The organism is Marinobacter adhaerens HP15, from assembly GCF_000166295.1.
Classification (GTDB): Bacteria; Pseudomonadota; Gammaproteobacteria; order Pseudomonadales; family Oleiphilaceae; genus Marinobacter; species Marinobacter adhaerens.
On record NC_017506.1, the window covers coordinates 1245285 to 1264751 of the forward strand.

The window sequence follows — 19467 nt, forward strand, 5'->3', positions numbered from 1 at the left end:
CGGGCAAGGCAAAGTCTCATGAGTGAAGGTGGTTTTTTTGAAGAATCTAGGCATTGATCAGGATACCGGCGACATCTACATCGGCAGTAGTGACCGTCGTCCGGATCAACCCCAGCAAGTTTCTGTTTTTCCGGTGAAAGTTTGGGGGGAGCTCGCTGACGCTATTTCTGGGCCGGAAATCGATGCGTCTTTTATTTCGGATTACGTATTCCAAGAGTTGTCTTTCGATCCGGTGTCTCAGATACGGCGTGGCTACGTTTGGCGAAAAATGGATTCACAACCCCAGAACTGGGGGCATCCTCCCCGGCAAGATGCCAGACTGATTACTTTCCAGTATCAGGGATTCCTCGGTATTTTGGGGGGCAAGTTACCCACTCAAGTTATGTTCACCTTTGGCAGCCAGTCGAACTTCACGATCGGAGAGCTGGTCCACTTTGAGCCGGACGCGATTGGGCAGGAGCTGCTTACGATAAAGATGAGGCCGCAATTTGGGTTTCTGCCTCGTTTGAAAAAGAGCGAGATTGATGAGGACGACCTCAGACGTTTAGAGACGGCTTTGAATAACGTATCGATGGGCCACCGCTCGTCACCTCCAGCCTCTGTAATAGACCGCTGCAGAGACGCGCTGACCGTTGTACTGTCGATTGCTCTCAACATTAGAGACAAAGACTTGGGAGAGCTCATTAAGAAGTACGATGCAAGTTTTAACAACAATCAGAGGACCGTTGTTACTAACCTCGCTCATACAGTAAGCAGGTTGCATGCTCGGGCAAAGCCAGCAGAATCTGGTTACCCTCCGGTGTCAGATCGTCAGGCAGAGCTGGCAGTAGGAGCCGTAGCGGAGGTATTGATTTCGCTCCGCTGGGCGGAATGGGCACCAAGCTAGGTAAACTAGGCGCCTCTCGGCTGCTAATTTACGGCAGGAGCGTTTTTCAGAGCGGTAATAAGCTTTTCTATTTGTTCTGCAGGCACTGGTTTCCGCCCCTCTTTTACAAGCTCCGCGTTCAGATAAGAAAGTGCTCCCGGGGTCTCGCAGTAGAATTTCGCCAACTCCAGTGGAGTCATCCCGTTTGAATCGCGTTGCCAGGCAAGCTGCGGTGATAGTTCGATAACCTTTTTAATCGCGTAGGTGTTTCCAGACCAGGTTGCGGTATGAAGCGCAGACCGACCATCCACCGTCTTTAGGCTGAGATTGCATCTATGGCTTAAAAGCGCATCGATTGACGCCTTGTCATACGATTTCACTGCAGCATGAAAAGCAGATTTGCCCTGGAAGTCCTGTAGGTCAGGGTCTGCACCAGCCTCGAGAAACGCCTGAACCAACTCCGAGTCACCAGCTTCTGCAACGAGCATCAGAGGCGATTGGCCCTTAAAATCTGTAAGGGTCAATTGTTTTGGTCCCTTTTGGGCGAGTAATTTAATTGCCTGCCTCCACACGTCAAAGTTTCTTTCCATTCGCTGAAGTTCCGGCTGCAGATCCATAGGGGCGATTTGCTTCATCTTAGGCAGCTGATTCTGGAAGTGTGAGCGGCATTTGATCCAGCTCAGCAGTAAAGAGTCGCCTGTAACGTAGTGAAGGCTTTTGTTGTATTTTTTGTGGTTGAGATTGATCCAGTCTTTAATGGCATTAACGTCCCCAGACATGAACACATTAATAGCTGGCTTAAGCTCCTCACTGCCGACCGGCTTTTTTCGTTCCAATCCCGGGTAGGGCTTGTATAGGTCATTCCAGAAGTATTCAGAGGCCCACTTCGCCACTTCTTCGATGCCTGGCGCTTTCTCCTCTTCGATCACTCCGCCAGCCAGCATTTCCCGATAGTAAATTTCATGATTATTAGGGATCAGCTTCTGATCTGCGACCTGCACAGCGAAGCCGTCCCTGGCAATTTCTCCTCGTAGAGAGCCAAAACCCCTGCCTAATACAGCTTTGCGAGCTGCATCAAATAGTTTTTGGGCTAATTTAAAGTCATTCTTGGCCAGATGATGCTTTGCCTCGTATTGGAGAAAGGGAGCTTCCCATTGATCGAACGATGGATTGGCTTTGGCTTTGGCCAACAGCTTTTCAACTTGGATGGCGCTGTCTTTTGACAGCTTCTTGCGGTCTCCATTCAGGTAGCCGTCCAGCTCTAGCAAGATGGGCGGAAGTTGCTCACCGGGTGTCTCGGCCAACTCCTTCAGCCTTTCAATGGCTGCTGAGCGAGCTTTTGGACTCAGTCCGCTGGCCCCGGCGACTTGAGTCACAACTGAATAGCGGCCTTCGGATTGAAGTGTGCGCCAGGGGGAAGCGGTTTTCAGGCGGTCAATTAGTTTTGATATGGCGATCGTTTCTTCGGCATGGCTTGTTACCAGGCCCAATTTTGCTTTAGTGACATGCTCTCTTGAGGACGCGTTATATCCAATCAGGTCTTGAAGGTCTGCCTCAGCTATCATTGATCCAAACATCCGATTCAACAATGATGCAAGTTCGAGGATTGCGGTCTCATGTCTGGATGGGAGTATGGAAAGGTAAAGCGTATATGCATCCCACGGGTCAAGACGCTCTTCGAACCATTCGTCCTCTGCTACCTCTCCATCGACTCGACAATTACGCCAGGCCGCAATTGTCAGGTTGTAGATGTGCTTGTAGATAGCGAAGACCTGAAGGAGTTTATTCTGCTCGAAGTTAGGGCAGGACTTCTCCACTCCGGGACACAGAAACTTCAAGGCACGTTCATAACCGTCTTGAATCATTCTGGCAAACAGTAGTCGCTGCCGGATGATTTTGAGGGTAGGGCGTTGATAGCGATCTGCCACCAGGCCAATGAAGAGCTGCTTTTCGTTGGCCGTGCCATGGCCGCTGATGATCCGCTTAATGTCCTGTTCATCACCTATGGCGAGCTCTTTTCTGAGGGCTTGTTCATCCAATTTTTTCGCTTCGACAAAACGGAGAGCGTCAGAGAACTGGCGATCAAACGTCTCTGTCGTGTCCAACTCAAACGAACCAGCGAAGTTAATTTCGAAGTCGTCGGAAAAGAAGCAGTGAATCTTATCGCGGTACGGGAGCGTGCCTTTTCGCCAGTTATATAGGGTTCTGATAAAGGTCTCTGTATCATCAACCTCCGAAACACTAGCTGCACGATTCCTGCATTCTGCAAGTCGCTCGATTGAACCTCCAGCCAAGTCAGAGAGCCAGTCAACGACTTGGGAAACTGGCAGATATACGCCTGTCTCATTTTTATCGGAGAGCACCTCCGGCAAATACCAGAAACTTCCTCGTGGCATCCCCCCGTCCAGATTGGCTCCTAGGTTCCAAAATGCTGCGTGTCGGGCGATGCCTGGTGTAAAAAAGTGCCCGAGCACAAGCCAAAAAACCTGCCTTAGGTCTGCATTAAATGTCCAAGTGTTGCATTCCAGGCCTTTATAAGCGTTGCCAATTTTCACCAGGTCATCGACGAAGCCAGCTCTTGCCTGTTCATCCAGTTCGAGTTCATCGAAGATTTCCCAGAGCACTTGTTCCCCCATCTTTTGATGATTGATCAACTGCATGTGGCCGGATGAAAATTTGCGCTTTGTGTCGGACTGACCTTGCTTCAGGCCTAGGCTCTGGTGGATTTCGAGCAGTGCGGTTTCGATAGTAGGGAACGTAGCCATAGATTTCTCCTTGGTGACTGATCTGCACATCCTTGTCTAAAACGAACCCTGTCTCACTGAAAAGTGACATACCCCCCCAAGGATGCGTAAAGCGCAGGGGGGGGACGTGAGGTTTCATACTGAAATATCTTGTGCGCTGACATTCTGGCTCCTTCACAAATCGAATGGAGCTTTTATGACTTACTCAACAAATCCCGTACCGATTGTTGTTAATTGGCACCTGACTGAAGCATGTAACTTCTCATGCCGATATTGTTATGCCTATTGGGAACGCGCTGAAAGCGTAAAGGACTTGATCAAAAATGAACACCAGGTTCGAGCTTTGGTCGCAGAACTCGGGCGATTTTTCGGGTCAGAAGCGGCGACCAGAAGGTTTGGATTCTACGGAGTCGAGCCTCGCCTAAACATTGCAGGTGGAGAGCCGCTACTTTTTCCTTCCGCTGTGCAGGCAGCTGTGCACCAGGCGCGGCAAGTGGGTTTTCGGGCCTCGATAATTACGAACGGGTCGTTTTTAACAGAGGAGTTGTGTAGTTCACTTGCCCCTGATCTGGATATGCTCGGGGTTAGCGTCGACTCTGGTCAGCCGGACACCAACAAGTTGATCGGGCGTGTTGATCGTCAGGGACGGTTTCTGGAATTGGCGGCGCTCAGCAACTGTATTGAGGTTCTGAGGCAACGTAATCCCCCGTTAAAGATCAAACTGAATACCGTGGTTAATCGGATGAACTGGAAGGATAGCCTTTCGAGTGTTGTTGATACGATCGAGCCTTGGAAGTGGAAAATTCTGAGGGCACTGCCGGTTATCGATCAGTCGACATCGGTATCGGACTATCAGTTCCAGGCTTTTGTGGATCGCCACTCGGCCTATCGATCGATATCGGTGGTTGAGGACAACCAGGATATGCAGGAGTCCTACATCATGGTTGATCCCCAAGGCCGTTTCTTTCAGAACTCGCCATGTTCAGCGGGATATCAATACAGCCAGCCTATTCTGGAGGTTGGCGCTGAAAAAGCGTTTGAGCAGGTGAATTTTGATCCCGAGCGATTTCTTTCCCGGTATTCGAAGGAAGCCGGGGGCGCCGTATGAAGTTCTCTTCGGATAAGGATATTAATCTGTACACCAAACATCTGGTCCGCGATGGTTGGAGATTCAAGCAGGGTAAAAAGCACGGGAAATTGCTTGCACCGGGATCTCAAGGGATAGTGGTGGTTCCGTCGACGCCGAGTAAAAGAAGGTCTCTGCAGGAGATGGTGTCTACTGTGAGCAGGATAAAGCGCCGACGGTAGAGGCGCCTAGAAACCCGGACATGGAAACGGGGTAGAACCCACGAAAATAGCTATACGTAAAGTTATACTTCGCCCCGAGATTGCGGTGGACTAGCCCACTACTTCGAAGCCAGTATTGCGGACCATATCGCGTGAGCCACTTCAGGGTGCGCGATGTCACTATGTGCGCCAGAAAAGCCGCTCCCGTTCTTGATCGTATTGCTTGCTTCCAGGTTGTAAACGCGGCCGGGGCTAAACTTGTAATCATGTGTAGTCGATTGCATCTCAAGATCCTCCGCTATATCACCGAGCCCCTGTGCGCCGAACGTACCGATGCCGCCGTATTTTGGTAGCTCATCGCCGAGCAAGTATTGGTTCGCGACCCTTACAGCATGGGGATAGAGTTTCCCGACAGCCGTATCGTGTGAGGATCTTGTCGTAATGATCGTTCCGCGCACGAGCCCGTTTTTTAGGGTGTGGTTGAAATAGCCGACTTTCCCTATCGCGAAGGGAATCGAGGAGGAAAACGACCAAAGCGAGAGCGCCCCTTGAATGAGTGACAGAGAGTCGACTGGACGAGGGAGCGCTGCGCCGGCAGGTGGGCCGGCAACCGCCGCCGATACGACGATGCAGCCAAAGCTGTGACCCATCAGATGGAAACGCGTTCCGTCTCGCCCCCCGTTTTGAAGCTTCCGCAGCAACGCGTGTCCACCACTTTCGCCGACGCATCGCGCGCGATCCTTCATGGTCCAGAAGGAGAGTTGCCGAAGCGGGGCAAGAACCCAGCTCTTGAATGTATCAGCAACCCCACCTCCAAGTAGCATGGACTCTGTAGTTGGTTCAGCTTCTATCGCAGCTTTTCGCGCGTCACGATAGATAGCGTCTGGGTCCCAGTCACCGTGGTCAGCCCCCGGCGGTGCGGCAACGTCGCCAGAAGCGTCTTCGAGTTGCATTTCGGCATACAAAGTTCGATAGGCGTTACGCACCTCTGTTGAGAGCTCTTGATCAGTGCCGGTGTCTCGACGAGCTGCCGTAACAATGGCACGAATAGCCTCTCGTGCAGCAGTAGTATCGGCAATACTGGCTGCGTATTGCTCGACCTCATCCTCAATACTCATATCAGCATTTGCCAAAAGCAGACCGCTGGCGGCCGGGATTCGCTCGTCGCCAAATGGCAGACTTGGCCAGTGCAAACCGATCACGATCGCTCTAAAATTTGGGTTCGCGATTTTGGCCGCTGCGTGATCGGGCGAGCAGGCCATTTCACCGACCCATCGGTCGTACTGTTCGATGGCAGCCGGGACATCTCCCTTCCATCCATGGCTTGCAAAGATAACGTCAGTAAATCTCTCGTCATGGTCGGCGACGAGCTTTCGCAAGTCTTCGCTGAGCATTGAGCCATCAGCCTCGGGGCGTTCAACACCTTTTTTGTCGAACGAGATAAGGAAATACTGGACACCGGTTTGTTTGATCGTGCGAATGGGCATGCGCTTCACTCCTATGAAAGCCCCGGATGTATCTGCGTGTCGCCATCACAGTAGACCGCATAAACAAGCCCAAGTGGATTGCGATGCTCCGTCAAAAATTCTTGCCTGAGATTGAGGAATAGCTCGCCGATCGGTTTTCCGGCGAGGAAGCGCGGGAAGAAACGCAGCGCCCATTCGGAGGCGAAAAGTGCCGGAGTCTTGCACTCTGTGCCGACAACACCGCGCGCGCCCTTGGCCATGAAGTAAGGAACAAAGCCATCATAGAACGACGGCGACAGTTCCGCAGACTCGCAAGCGTTAATGAAGATCAGCGGCTGACCAAGTAAATGCTCCGTCATCGGTGCTTCCAGGTTCAGATCCCCGAGCATCAGTTGCTCGTCGCCAGTTAGGACTATGTGGGAGCCATTGATACCACCAGGGTCACCGAGATTCGACGTTACTGCATGGCAGTAAAGGTACATCAACTGATCGTTAGCTGAGTTCGTTAGCGCAGCGAGGAGTTCCGTACGAGATTGTCGCTTGGTGACTCGCATTCGCGCGCCGAACCCCTCAGAGCAATTGTCCCAGTATTCGAGCTGACGACCTACGAAGTCCGATTTCATCTGTGCGTCAATGCCCGCATGAACGTTGACACTCACTGCAAGCGAAGGGTCGTCGCTCTTGATCAGCGAGTCCTGAATTCCGAGGTTGGGCTGAAGCGGGATTTGCTCAATGATATGACTCATTCCCAAGAACAGCTTCCAGTCGAGCGGCGCGTCCCGAGCGATGGGGCCGAGATAGATCAGGCCCCAGGGAATCGGAAAGCGTTCGGCGACAATCTGCAGCTTGAGAGTTACATCCGGTTTCGAGAATTGGTCGCGCAGAAATTCTCCGACGCGCTGAACATCGGCTCCGCAGAGAGGGCCGAAGAAAATTCGCTGGAACAGAGTTGCACCTGCGCGGGCGAGGGAGCGCAAGGCTCTGCTTTGTGAATCGACATCAATTTCAAGTCCCTGTTGAAATACTAAGTCCTGCTTTTCGTCGCGCTGAAGTATTACTCCGATCAGCGCCTCGCGTGCCGCTTTGATCGCATCATCGAGTTCTGCCTCAGTGATTGGCAGGGTGACTTTTTTTGCACTAGCTCCCCCCCATACTGTCAACTCGTACCCATTCGCAGCAGGATGGATAACCATCCCCACTTCACGGGGCTTCAGGTCTGTGGCTGCGTCGAGAGGGCGCCCATGGGTCACTACACTGGCGGGCTTAGTTTCTGCCTCTGTAGTTCCTATAGAATAACTAATTTCCATCTGGAACAGAAAGTTACCGGCTTTAAGGATAGTTGCCGTCAGTGACGCTCGTCCCGTTTTTAAGGGTGTAATATCAAAGCGTGCTTTATCTTTCGAAGGGCCCAGGCGCGGGACTTTCAATAACACCGGGCTTTGGGCAACTTTAAAGTCTTCGCTAAAAACCTCGACAGAGAGTTCGATGTCCTCTTCATGCTTTTCGAAAATTAATTCCGAATCAGGTAGACGAACTGCTGCGTTTGCGTTTTTTGCTTTCTCGAGAGCAACGCTGAATTCGAGTTTGTATGTTTTGTGAATGTCCAGTGGAGTATCATTCGAATGGCCGGCAATCTCCGCATTCAAAAAACGCGGTTTCCCGGGCTGTGGAGGCGATTCTTCAGGGTTAGTAAGCTCGCTGGCGTTTTCCGCAGGTACTGCATGGGAAGGCCCGCTGCGGCCCATATCACTATTCGCTCTCCCCTTTTCCCAAACGCTCTGACCGAGCAACCCTCCGCCGCTTATAGCAATATTCGTAGATTGCTCTGGACTCGCGCCTAAACTGAAACTGCCAGCAACACCGGATTGCAGATACGTTTTATTAGCATCGGGTGCCACATATACCGAATGTTTGGCGATCGCCGCGGGCAAAACCTCAAGTGTTTCGGACACAGGGCTCGCTAAAAGTTCGGCATGGGACTTCTTGGCTACGAGAACCACCCCCTGTTGTTGCATAACAGCAGTAATCTCGGCGCACGCGATAATTTCGAACTTTTTGGCATTCCCTCCCAACTCATTCCTTAGCTGTGAGAATTGAGCTGCAAGGCTCTTAAATCTTTTTAGTTTTTTGAGGTCAGCAGGAAAGGTTAATGGCGCCTTATACAAGCCTGATAAACAACGGATCAAGAGATCCTTATCATCGATTTTTGCAACTTTATCGAGCAGTTTACGGTACTTTTTGCGGAAATTATTTGTAGACATGCCTATCTCCTTTAGGCGTCCCTAAAAAACACAATAGTACGGTCAGCCATTCTGTCAAACTTCAGTCCTGAGTGCGGGTGCAATCATTTACGCGTTAGCACACGTTGGCCGGTTCCGTGACACGCAGCGTTTGCACTCAATCAGTTTTCATATGATGTCTCCGTTGGTCTGCGTCGGTGGATTTAATGTTTTTTTGGCAAACCGGGGCAAAAATAATGCTGAGTTATCGGCCCGGCCCCATATATATCTATTTGCGTCCATCCAACTCCGAGCGGTTCATGAGCACCACGTTATGGTCCTGGTGGCTTACTCTGACCCGTAACTTCCGCTCGAGTCATCCCAGTAGTGAATCCGTGGATTATTGTCTTGTCGGATCTCATCGGGTCCCTCATCTGCGCGACCCGATGTTTCATAGTCCAGATCCGTAAACAGCGACCGTATGTCGCCAAGCGGTTCGACGAGCCTTAGTCCTCTCAATTGTGTCGCGGCTTCCAGAAACCAGGACCTTGCATATGTATTCACTCTCGCCTTCATTGAGTACCGGGTAGCGCTGACAATCTTGTGTCTAAGATCCTGATCCTCGCCAAGCAGTCTCATAGAGCTGACGATTGGTAGGTAGTGATTGTTGCCATTCTTCTGCCCATCGTAGTTCAGAAACGTATTTGACCCCGGCATGCATCGATGGGCTGACCCGCAGTATGCAATGGAAGTGGAGATATGTTGACTGGTAGTTGAGACTCTCACCATCAAGGAAGCAACCGGCTATCTCCGCAAATCGAATGCCAACCTGAACATGCCGTTTCCAGAAGTCCCGGTTCATCAAACGCCAGAAAGCCTGATTCATGTGTTCGATAGTTGCCCTCAGGGCGCTGACGTCGCATTTGCGGGCGTTCAATGTCAGGTAGATCCACTTGTGCTGCAAGAGAGGGGGGATGGTCCAAGGTTCGATGGACTTTACTGCAGTACCTCAAGGATTTCCGCCATTGGCAGATTTGGCAGCTACGATGCTTGCAGTACCAAGTGTTGAAGAAAGAGCCGTAGGTTTCGTCTTAATACGTTCTCAAGCGATTTGCGCATTCGAGGATCCGGATGCCATCGGGGAGTGTGTTGCTGTCGGCTAAGAAGTGTCTAGCAACTTCCTGAGCTTGAACTCTTCTTTAAGGTGCAAAATCTACGATAGCGTGGCACATATAAGTTTGCACCCCAGATGTATCCCTAAAATATGTAGATTGGAACGGAATTATTGTGGATTGATAAGAATAGCGGTTTCCGAAAAAATGTCTTAAAACAGTCGGTTGAGGTCGTCGGTGGATCGATGCGGAAGGGTGGTTGGTACCCCCGGCAGGACTCGAACCTGCTACCTTCCCCTTAGGAGGGGGACGCTCTATCCAGATGAGCTACGGGGGCATTATCGCGAGAAGGGCGGTATGATAGCGGGCTAAGACCTGAGGCTCAAGGTTCGGTCCGGTTTCAGAGAATGTCACGGAGTGTGTTTTGCCAGATCCTTTCTCGCTAAGCGTGATTGTTCCCGTGTGGATGGAAGCGGCAGGTGTAACCGACACCCTGCGCGCCCTGCAACCGATCCGTAACCGGGGGCATGAGTTGGTTGTCGTCGATGGTGGCAGTACCGATCGAACCGTTGAGCTGGCCCGGCCACTTTGCGACAGGGTGGTTGTGTCAGAGAAGGGCCGGGCGCTTCAGATGAACGCCGGCGCGGCAGTTGCAAAGGGCGATCTACTGTTGTTTCTGCACGCAGATACGCGCCTGCCGGAAGAAGCTCTGGAGCATCTCGCAAGTTTCGTCCATTCCCGTCGCGCCTGGGGGCGGTTCGATGTGCGGCTGAGTGGTGAGCGGCTGCTTTTCCGGGTTATTGCCTGGTTCATGAACCAGCGCTCGCGCCTGTCAGGCATCTGCACCGGTGATCAGGCAATTTTCGTACGGCGGGACGTTTTCGACCTCCTGGATGGTTTTCACCAGATGCCGCTCATGGAAGATGTCGAATTCTCACGCCGTCTTTGCCTGGTGTCCCATCCTTTCTGTATAAAAGAGCCAGTCGTTACCGATAGCCGCCGTTGGCAGAAATACGGTGCCTGGCGAACGATTTTTCTGATGTGGCAGCTGCGCTGGCGGTATTGGCGTGGTGAATCGCCGGAGTCCCTGGCCCAAATTTACCGATCGGATGTGCGCAATGCCTCAAAGTAATCCGCCTGCGGCGGTTTTTCTCCAGTTTGCCAAATGGCCGGAAGCCGGACGGGTTAAAACCCGGTTGATGCCCGAGTTGGGTGCGGTCGGGGCTCTCGAAGCCCATGTTCGGCTCACGCTGGCTGTGCTGGATAACCTGTGTGCGACCGGCTATCCGGTGGAATTCTGGTGGGATAGACCGGTGGATGACCGGCCCGGCGAGGCGGCCTCTATCATTGAAGAGCTTGATGCCGCCGGCCTGATGCAAGGCGTTCAGGAGGGGAGCACACTGGGCCAACGGATGTATCGAGCGTTGAGCCTGTCTCTTCAGGACTATGACCGGGCATTGGTGGTGGGCAGTGATTGCCCCTCGGTCGATCCGGATTACGCCCGTAACGCCGTCGCGCTCCTGAAAGACTACGACGTTGTGCTTGGGCCCTCAGATGATGGCGGCTATGTCCTGATTGGAGCCTCCCGAGTGGCTGAGGGAATGTTGGATGACATTGCCTGGGGCACGCCGGAGGTTCTGGCCCAGACCTGTGAGCGCCTAAAAGCATCGGGGCTCAGCTATTGTTTGCTGGAGCCCCGCTGGGATGTCGACGAGCCCGAAGACTGGGCGCGCTTTCTGCGCACTCTTTGAGTACTCTAGCTGGCGGGCACCGGCGGCAGCTCGGTGAGCCTGCCAAGCGCCCGGTTTGCCTCCAGGCCATTCCCACCTGTAACCACTTCTAATGCCTGCTTGCGCTCCAGGACGGCCTTTTTGAAGGTTTCCAGCAATTGTGGTTTTCCGACCTGCTTGATCGCGTTGGCCAACTGCTGGCGGGAATCAAACGTGTCCATGCCCCGATCAATCTCACGCCAGTAGCGGCTGGAAATCTCGCCGAGTTGCCGGTCCCGCTCGAGTAGCTTGCTGATAACGGCCTGTTTCTCCCGATCAAGGCGTTCCGCTGTCAAAGCGGAGAGGGTTTCCTCAAAGCTGTTGGAGAATTCCTGAACCGCCTGGTCAATCTCTGCCTGGGAAGCGGAAGGTGACTGAACAACAAACCCCAGGGCCGGTGTTTCAAGCATTTCAAAAGGCGTCGCGTAAACGATGTAGCCCATCTGGCGGTTGGTTCGGATCTCTTCGTAGAACGGGCTGCTGATAATCTGGGCCAGCAGCCGGAATCGGGCCCGCTCCTCAAAGCTGGTGTTGTCTCCCTGCATGTAGAGGGTATAGCCCGTGTCCGGATGGTCCACGTCGATGGAGACGAGGGTTTCATTATCTGGCAGCTGGCGCACCTGGCTTCGTGCTACCCGGACCAGCTCGCTGTTGCCCAGAACTATGGCGTCAATTTGCCGCGCGAGGTTAAGAGTCGAGGCCTCGGTGAGGTTTCCGTGCGCCATCATAACCGGGTCAACCTGTGACAGCAGGGCTTCAGAGAAGGATTGCAGTTCCTCGAAGCTAACTTCCCGGGCGGCTCTCAGCTTGGCGTCGGTGGACCAGGCGCCTTCGATGAGGGACGTCTGGATAAACTCAGAGGTCTGTTCGACGGGGCGATCCTTGGCCTTGTTCTGCAGGCCGTCAATCAGCTGCTGCCGCGCGATCTCGAAACGTTGTTCGGTCAGTTCCGGTGCAGCCACCTGGAGCAGAATCCGGTTCATCAGGGTATGGAGTTTGTCGTTGTAACCGCCGACCCGGACCGTGATACCCCTGAGATGCGGATAGACGCTGTAATCCAGGCCCGCAAGACTGGCGGAGTAAGCCCAGGCGTTCAGATTGGTATTGATGGCGTCCACCAGCAACTGAGTGAGCACGTAGCTGCGTGCCGACGCTCGGGTGGCAGGCGTACGAAGGCCCACAAACACGTTGGCTTTCGGGGTATCAAACCGGGTATCCCGGGCAAACCAGACATCCATTCCCTCGATGGTTGCCAGTTGTGTCGGCTGCGCCATGGTTTTTCCGGGCACCATCGCCAGATCTTCCGGCACAAATGGATTCTCCGGCGGCAGGCGCAGCTGGGCAGCGAGTTCTGGCAGGCTCTGGGTCCTCAGTGTTGCCGGGTCGAGTGGTTCCCGGGCCCACGCCGCTTCGTACCAGTCGGTTCGGTTCGGATTTTCAAGTTCAGGCTCCGGTGCCAGAACAAAAGCAAGGAGGTTGTCCGGCGTCAGCCTGTCCAGAATGTCGCGGTACTGTTCCGGTGCGAAGCGCTCAACCAGCCAGGGCGCCCGCAAAACGTCTTCGGCGGGATAGTCCTGGAGGTAACGAGAAAGGCGCATGGCCTCGTGCAGGGGGTTACCCTGTTCGCGGAATCGAAAATCGATGCGAGCCAGGTTCTGCATTTCCAGGAAACGCTGCTCGCTGATACCTTTCTGGCGAATCTTCTCGATGTAATCGAATACCAGCGGCAGGATGTCCTCATGGCGAGCCAGTCCTTCCGGTGTCAGGGAAATGCTGATTTCGAGGGTGGCGTTCTCGCCGGTATCCATGCCCAGACCTGCGGAAAGGCTTTCCGCCAGACCGGCCCGTTTCAGAACGTCGAACAGGCTGCCCGGGCCCTCGTGGCCGAGCAGGTTGGCCACGTAGCTGGCGGGTTTGGTGCGGTAGTTCGCTTCCTGGGACGGAATAGGGAACGTGAGCGACAGGCTTCGAACGTCCTTCAGTGCCTCTGCTGTGACCTTGGCTGGCAGCTCATCTGAGCGGTACAGGCTGGCGACGTGACGCTTGGTCTCAAGGTTGCGGTTTTCAATGGCATCGAAGCGCCCTCGCACCATGGATTCCAGCTCATCCAGGGTTTGGGGCCCGTAAACCGCCAGGCTCATGATGTTCGAGGAGTAATGCTGCTTCCAGAACTCGATCAGGTCCGGCCGAAGGGGATTTGCTTCCGTATTCTCAAGGGTGCTCAGGTTTCCGACGGCAAAGTGACTGAAGGCGTGATCCGGATTGCTAACGGCTTTCTTGACGGAATAGAAGCGTCGACCATCGTCTTTCTGTTTGGCGCTGAACTCCGAGTGCACAGCGTTGCGCTCACGATCCACCAGTTCGGCGGTAAATAAGGGCGCGGAAAATTGCTGGGCGAACCGATCCAGTGCCGGTTCCAGAAATTCGGCCTGAACATCGAAGAAGTAGTTCGTGTCCTGGAACGCGGTGAAGGCATTGTGCTGGCCACCGTGGCTCTTGATGAACTGCTGGTACTCGCCCGGATCGGGGTATTTCTCGGTCCCGAGGAAAAGCATGTGCTCGAGGAAGTGGGAGAGGCCTTCGCGCTCCGCCGGATCATCTCCGCTACCAACAGCAACGTTCATTGAGGCCGCTGCTTTGTCTGCATCCTCATCAGACACCAGAATGACCTTCAGGCCGTTGTCCAGTTCGATGAACCGGTACTGGTTGTCGTCATTGGGGCTCTTCTCCGGAATCTGCGCAGAAAGAGCAAGGGTGCTGAACAGCAAAAGTATGAGCAGGGAAAACAGGCGTGAGATCGGGTTCTGCATGGAGTTCTTCCTGACGGTACGTGTGTTCATAGGCCCTCTGGGATCCGGAGAAGAGGTTTGCGAATCAGTGCATCAGCGCGTTGCGGGTGCTTTCAGGCTGCTGGTCAAGTGTTTTACGTGCCAGGTCGGCGGCTTTCTCACTGTCCAGCTGGCCCGAAGCAATACGCTCGAGAACCGTGGCCATGATGGCGACGGACTGGCGATAATCGGCGAACTCGGCCTGGAAGGCCTTGTCGATGGCCTCGTAGACCGCCTGAATTTTCTCTTCCCGTGAACCAGCGTTATCGGCTGTGTCGTTGATGGCCTTCAGGCAGGCCCGGGCAATCGAAATGTAGCGTTCCGCGTTGGGATTGTCTTTCTGCATAGTAGGGGTTCCGAAGGTCGGTGTTCCTGTGAAAACAAGAGATGCCAAAAGGCGCGATAAGTTCCCGATTATGTCATTGCTGGCGGGCGCTTTCATTGCATTGTGGTAATCCGGAAATTGAGCATGCACGGGGCAATTCCTGTGCTAGTCTCAAAAACATTGTGTCGACGAACCGGACAGGCATGTCCCGCTTGTCGGGTCAGAAATTTAGAGTAATAGCTCTATACAAAACAAAGGGTTACAGAGTAAAAGCTCTAAAAAAGTTCGATACATGAAGGTTGCAATTAAGTACAATGCCGGCGTTTCCGGAAAACTCTAAGACTTTAGTCGTATGGGTGCCGGCATGGATAGACAACAACAGAGCAACAGGCAGGGTGGAAGATTGATGAATTATTTCCTGACGGGTGGCACCGGATTTATTGGCCGTTTCCTGGTGGAGAAGCTTCTGGCACGTGGTGGCACTGTCCACGTATTGGTGCGTGAACAATCCCAGGACAAGCTGGACAAATTGCGTGAGCGCTGGGGCGCGGATGAAACCCAGGTGAAGGCCGTCATAGGCGACCTGACCAGCAAGAATCTGGGCATCGACGCCAAGACGATGAAAGCCCTGAAAGGGAAAATCGACCACTTCTTTCACCTCGCCGCCGTGTACGATATGGGCGCAGATGAAGAAGCCCAGCAGGCGACCAATATCGAGGGCACCCGCGCTGCGGTGAATGCTGCGGAAGCGATGGGCGCCAAGCACTTCCATCACGTTTCTTCCATTGCGGCTGCCGGTCTGTTCAAGGGAATCTTCCGCGAAGACATGTTCGAGGAAGCCGAGAAGCTGGATCATCCGTATCTGCGGACCAAGCACGAATCTGAAAAGGTCGTTCGTGAGGAATGCAAGGTTCCCTTCCGCATTTACCGCCCGGGCATGGTGATTGGGCATACCTCTACCGGTGAAATGGACAAGGTGGATGGCCCCTACTATTTCTTCAAAATGATTCAGAAAATCCGCCACGCGCTGCCCCAGTGGGTTCCGACCATTGGTGTCGAGGGTGGGCGTCTGAACATTGTGCCGGTGGATTTCGTGGTTAACGCCATGGATCACATTGCTCATCTCGAGGGTGAAGACGGCAAGTGCTTCCACCTGGTGGATACCGATCCGTACAAGGTTGGCGAAATTCTCAACATCTTCAGCGAGGCTGGTCACGCACCCCGGATGGGGATGCGGATCGATTCCCGCATGTTCGGCTTTATTCCGCCATTCATTCGCCAGAGCTTGAAGAACCTGCCACCGGTGAAGCGTCTGACGTCGGCCATTCTTGATGACATGGGCATTCCGCCATCCGTGATGTCGTTCATCAATTACCCGACCCGTTTTGACGCCCGCGAAACCGAGCGCGTTCTGAAAGGCACCGGCATTGAAGTGCCCCGCCTGCCGGACTACGCGCCGGTGATCTGGGATTACTGGGAGCGCAATCTGGATCCGGACCTGTTCAAGGACCGCACGCTCAAGGGCACGGTTGAAGGTCGCGTCTGTGTGGTGACCGGTGCTACATCTGGTATTGGTCTTGCAACTGCCCAGAAACTGGCAGACGCCGGCGCGATCCTCGTGATCGGTGCCCGCAAACTCGAGCGCCTGAAGGAAGTGGCCGCAGAGCTGGAGTCCCGGGGCGCAAGCGTACACGCCTATCCCTGCGATTTTTCCGACATGGATGCCTGCGACGAGTTCGTGAAGACCGTGTTGGATAACCATGGCCAGGTCGACGTGCTGGTCAACAACGCCGGGCGCTCGATTCGCCGTTCACTGGATCTGTCGTTCGACCGCTTCCACGATTTCGAGCGCACCATGCAACTGAACTACTTTGGTTCCGTTCGTCTGATCATGGGCTTTGCGCCCAAGATGCTAGAGAATCGCCGCGGTCACGTGGTCAACATCTCGTCCATCGGTGTGTTGACCAACGCTCCCAGGTTCTCGGCTTACGTGGCTTCCAAATCCGCGCTGGATGCCTTCAGCCGCTGCGCCGCTTCGGAATGGTCGGATCGCAATGTCACGTTCACCACCATTAACATGCCGCTGGTGAAAACGCCGATGATTGCGCCAACCAAGATCTACGATTCTGTCCCCACGCTAACGCCGGACGAGGCTGCGACCATGGTTGCTGATGCCATCGTCTACCGGCCGAAGCGAATCGCTACCCGTTTGGGTATCTTTGCCCAGGTGCTTCATGCCCTGGCGCCCAAGATGGCCGAGATCGTCATGAACACCGGTTACCGGATGTTCCCGGATTCACCGGCCGCCGCTGGTAGCCGTTCCGGGGAGAAGCCGAAGGTGTCCAGCGAGCAGGTGGCTTTCGCCGCCATCATGCGGGGCATCTACTGGTAACGCAGTTGCCCCCGAATCGAGTGGGAGGGGGAGTTATTTCCCCTCCCATATTAATGGGTTAAACGAGATTCGCCTCTTTTATAGAGTGTTCTGGGCTAAAGAAAACCAGCCGATAGCCGATGGTTAACATAAGAACAATATAAAAGAAGGGCTATTGATGACTCTCAAGAAACGTCTTTTGCTGACTTTGCTGCTGGTTGGCCTGCTTCCCGTCATTGCCATCTCATTTTTTAACGCCGAAATTGCCCGACAGAGCCTGACGGAACAGGCGTTGCAACAACTCTCTATTGCGGCTACCAATAAGCAGCATAGTGTTGAAGATTATCTCAGCACTATTGCCCGGCAGCTGAAAGCCATGGCCAATAATCGCGGGACCCGAACGGCGGCCCAGGGGTTTGGTTTGGCATTCCAGAATTATGAAAAACTGGTACAAGAGGAGCAGTCGACCTTACGAGAAAACGTCGAGGCTTATTACCAGCAGAATTTTTTGCCACCCTTGCAGCAAAATGGTGGTGCTAAAGGACGTTCAGCCTCGGACTTCGTTGCATCCCTCAGCAAAAACAGCCTGGCTCTGCAGATGGGTTACATCGTGGACAACCCGAATCCTGTGGGGCAGAAAGACGAATTGGTATCGGCTGACGTCCATATCGCGCAGTTTTATAACACGCTTCACAAACAGTGGCACACCTCGTTCAAGGAGTTTCAGGAGGCGTTCGGCTACTACGATATTTATCTCATTGACGCTGATACAGGCCACGTTATCTATTCCGTAGCCAAAGAGGTGGATTTCGCTACCTCCCTGAAAGACGGTCCTTACGCGGATTCTGGCCTGGCGGCAGCTTATCGTCAGGCGATGTCTGACGGACAGGATACTGCTCCGACTTTTGTTGATTTTACTCGGTATGTACCGTCCTACGGTGCGCCCGCCGGATTTGTGGCAACCCCCATATATTCCGAAAAAGATGAGCGGCTGGCCGTGCTGGCCTTCCAGTTCCCCATCGACAGCCTGAACAACATCATGATGGAACGAGATGGCATGGGCGAAACCGGGGATGCCTATCTGGTGGGGCCGGATAACCTGATGCGGTCAGACTCCTACCTGGATCCGGAAAACCGCAGTGTTGTCGCTTCCTTTGCCGACCCGGAGAATGGACGCATTAGTTCGACATCGGTGGATGAGGCCCTGGCCGGAAATTCCGGTGAAGGCGTGGTTACGTCCTACCGTGGCGAGCCAGTGTTTTCCGCCCACAGGCCAGTTACCGTAGGCGGGCTGAACTGGGCGCTGGTGGCGGAGATCAGCGAAGACGAGGCCCTGGCGCCGGTGCGTGAAATGTGGACGCTGGCGGCGATAGCCATTGCTATTGTGCTCTTGGCCGTGGCGGCCGTGGCGGTCTGGACCGCAGTGCGGATCATGAAACCCCTCGGTAAAGACCCGTCCGAATTGCAGGCACTGGCGGAACAGGTAGCTGCAGGTAACCTGGTCATTGATTCGTCCGACAGTGACAATGCCACGGGCGTATACGGCTCCATGCTCAAGATGGTGTCAGACCTGAAAGAAGTGATCTTCAAGGTTGAAGAAGCGTCCCAGCGCCAGGCCAGTGCATCTGAACAGTTGTCCGGTACCACCTCGCAGACTCTGGACAGTGTGAATCAGCAGGCAGAGCAGACTGAGCAGGTGGCGTCGGCCATTGAAGAAATGTCCTCTGCCATCAGCGAGGTGTCCCAGAATACCTCGGAATCGGCAGCCGCCGCCCGGCGCACTGATGAGGCGGTCAGCCGCAGCGCCACCGAGGTGGAATCCTCCGCTGAGGACACCCGTGCTATGGCCAGGGAACTGGAGGAAGCAGAAGCCGGCATAGAGGACTTGCGAAAGAATATGGAATCCATCACCAGGGTTCTGGATTCGATAAAGTCCATCGCCGACCAGACTAACTTGCTGGCTCTGAATGCCGCTATTGAAGCGGCCCGGGCCGGTGAACAGGGCAGGGGCTTCGCGGTGGTCGCGGATGAGGTGCGCAGCCTGGCCCAGAACAGCCAGAAGGCGACCGAGGAGATCAGTAGTTCCATCGAAACTCTGGTCAATTCTTCGGAGCGTGCTTCAAAGGTGGTTACCCGCTGCAGCACCCAGGCCAGAGGTATTTCTGAGCGGGCAGGAACCGTAGTGTTGCAGCTTCGCGAGGCAGTGGAAGAGGTTGCCCGGATGTCCGGTATGGCGGAGCAGATTGCTACGGCTTCCGAAGAGCAATCAGCCACGGCCGAAGAAGTAACGCGCAACGTATCCACAATTGCTGAAAAGTCCTTGGAGACCAAACAGGCCATGGTCCAGATCTCCGAAGCCAGTGGTGACTTGGCGGAGTTGTCTCATCAGCTCAAGGATTCTCTGTCCCGCTTTAAAGTCAGCTGAGTACGAGGCGTGCCTTCCACAATTATGCCTGGCACACATAAAAAAACCCGCTTCAG

The 19467-nt window shown here is 54.0% G+C and carries 12 protein-coding genes and 1 tRNA gene; 6 read left to right on the forward strand and 7 right to left on the reverse strand.

Annotation, left to right across the window (positions count from 1 at the left end):
• The first annotated feature begins 28 nt into the window (after positions 1–28).
• Positions 29–886: a hypothetical protein gene (locus HP15_RS06010; protein WP_373274857.1), complete on the forward strand. Its 858-nt coding sequence runs from the start codon at positions 29–31 to the stop codon at positions 884–886.
• Between the two features lie 23 nt (positions 887–909).
• On the opposite strand, the gene HP15_RS21875 is transcribed toward HP15_RS06010, so the two are convergent.
• Positions 910–3630, reverse strand: a complete 2721-nt coding sequence (locus tag HP15_RS21875) for an ankyrin repeat domain-containing protein (RefSeq protein ID WP_041645136.1) — start codon at positions 3628–3630, stop codon at positions 910–912.
• 175 nt (positions 3631–3805) lie between these two features.
• On the opposite strand from HP15_RS21875, the gene HP15_RS06020 reads away from it, so the two are divergent.
• On the forward strand, positions 3806–4717 hold the full coding sequence (locus HP15_RS06020) for a viperin family antiviral radical SAM protein (protein WP_014576661.1): 912 nt from the start codon (positions 3806–3808) through the stop codon (positions 4715–4717).
• Between the two features lie 298 nt (positions 4718–5015).
• Here the strand turns inward: HP15_RS06020 and HP15_RS06030 are convergent, their stop codons facing one another.
• The 4 genes from HP15_RS06030 to HP15_RS06045 all read right to left on the reverse strand — a co-directional run bounded on the left by HP15_RS06030 (position 5016) and on the right by HP15_RS06045 (position 10030).
• Positions 5016–6383, reverse strand: coding sequence for a hypothetical protein (locus HP15_RS06030; RefSeq protein ID WP_014576662.1), 1368 nt, complete (start codon positions 6381–6383; stop codon positions 5016–5018).
• A gap of 11 nt (positions 6384–6394) precedes the next feature.
• Entirely contained in the window at positions 6395–8623 is a 2229-nt protein-coding gene (locus HP15_RS06035) for a CHAT domain-containing protein (RefSeq protein WP_014576663.1), read from the reverse strand.
• 565 nt (positions 8624–9188) lie between these two features.
• Positions 9189–9545, reverse strand: a complete 357-nt coding sequence (locus HP15_RS23040) for a protein rep (protein WP_227499713.1) — start codon at positions 9543–9545, stop codon at positions 9189–9191.
• Positions 9546–9953: 408 nt separating this feature from the next.
• Positions 9954–10030: transfer RNA gene (locus tag HP15_RS06045), tRNA-Arg, on the reverse strand.
• Positions 10031–10117: 87 nt separating this feature from the next.
• Here HP15_RS06045 and HP15_RS06050 point away from each other — a divergent pair.
• Together HP15_RS06050 and HP15_RS06055 are read left to right on the forward strand one after the other, a co-directional pair.
• A complete protein-coding gene (locus HP15_RS06050) occupies positions 10118–10825 on the forward strand; it encodes a TIGR04283 family arsenosugar biosynthesis glycosyltransferase (RefSeq protein ID WP_041645139.1) in 708 nt (235 codons plus the stop codon).
• Entirely contained in the window at positions 10812–11444 is a 633-nt protein-coding gene (locus tag HP15_RS06055; protein WP_014576665.1) for a TIGR04282 family arsenosugar biosynthesis glycosyltransferase, read from the forward strand. The genes HP15_RS06050 and HP15_RS06055 overlap by 14 nt, the downstream gene beginning before the upstream one ends.
• Positions 11445–11449: 5 nt before the next feature.
• Here HP15_RS06055 and HP15_RS06060 read toward each other — a convergent pair whose 3' ends face one another.
• Positions 11450–14272 carry an insulinase family protein gene (locus HP15_RS06060; RefSeq protein WP_014576666.1) on the reverse strand — a complete coding sequence of 941 codons (2823 nt, stop codon included), beginning with the start codon at positions 14270–14272 and terminating at the stop codon, positions 11450–11452.
• A gap of 64 nt (positions 14273–14336) precedes the next feature.
• Positions 14337–14636 (reverse strand): hypothetical protein, encoded by a 300-nt coding sequence (locus HP15_RS06065; RefSeq protein WP_008171428.1) that lies wholly within the window; start codon positions 14634–14636, stop codon positions 14337–14339.
• Positions 14637–15021: 385 nt separating this feature from the next.
• Between HP15_RS06065 and HP15_RS06070 the strand changes: the two genes are divergently transcribed.
• Both HP15_RS06070 and HP15_RS06075 read left to right on the forward strand, forming a co-directional pair.
• The gene (locus HP15_RS06070) at positions 15022–17007 is read left to right on the forward strand and encodes an SDR family oxidoreductase (protein ID WP_041645140.1); all 1986 of its coding nucleotides are present in this window, start codon (positions 15022–15024) and stop codon (positions 17005–17007) included.
• A gap of 157 nt (positions 17008–17164) precedes the next feature.
• Positions 17165–19411 (forward strand): methyl-accepting chemotaxis protein, encoded by a 2247-nt coding sequence (locus HP15_RS06075; RefSeq protein WP_014576668.1) that lies wholly within the window; start codon positions 17165–17167, stop codon positions 19409–19411.
• Positions 19412–19467 lie beyond the last annotated feature (56 nt).

Coding starts and splice junctions, on each gene's coding strand:
- HP15_RS21875 (WP_041645136.1), bottom strand. CDS start 3,630: ATGGCTACGTTCCCTACTATCGAAACCGCACTGCTCGAAATCCACCAG.
- HP15_RS06020 (WP_014576661.1), top strand. CDS start 3,806: ATGACTTACTCAACAAATCCCGTACCGATTGTTGTTAATTGGCACCTG.
- HP15_RS06030 (WP_014576662.1), bottom strand. CDS start 6,383: ATGCCCATTCGCACGATCAAACAAACCGGTGTCCAGTATTTCCTTATC.
- HP15_RS06035 (WP_014576663.1), bottom strand. CDS start 8,623: ATGTCTACAAATAATTTCCGCAAAAAGTACCGTAAACTGCTCGATAAA.
- HP15_RS06055 (WP_014576665.1), top strand. CDS start 10,812: ATGCCTCAAAGTAATCCGCCTGCGGCGGTTTTTCTCCAGTTTGCCAAA.
- HP15_RS06060 (WP_014576666.1), bottom strand. CDS start 14,272: ATGCAGAACCCGATCTCACGCCTGTTTTCCCTGCTCATACTTTTGCTG.
- HP15_RS06065 (WP_008171428.1), bottom strand. CDS start 14,636: ATGCAGAAAGACAATCCCAACGCGGAACGCTACATTTCGATTGCCCGG.
- HP15_RS06070 (WP_041645140.1), top strand. CDS start 15,022: ATGAATTATTTCCTGACGGGTGGCACCGGATTTATTGGCCGTTTCCTG.
- HP15_RS06075 (WP_014576668.1), top strand. CDS start 17,165: ATGACTCTCAAGAAACGTCTTTTGCTGACTTTGCTGCTGGTTGGCCTG.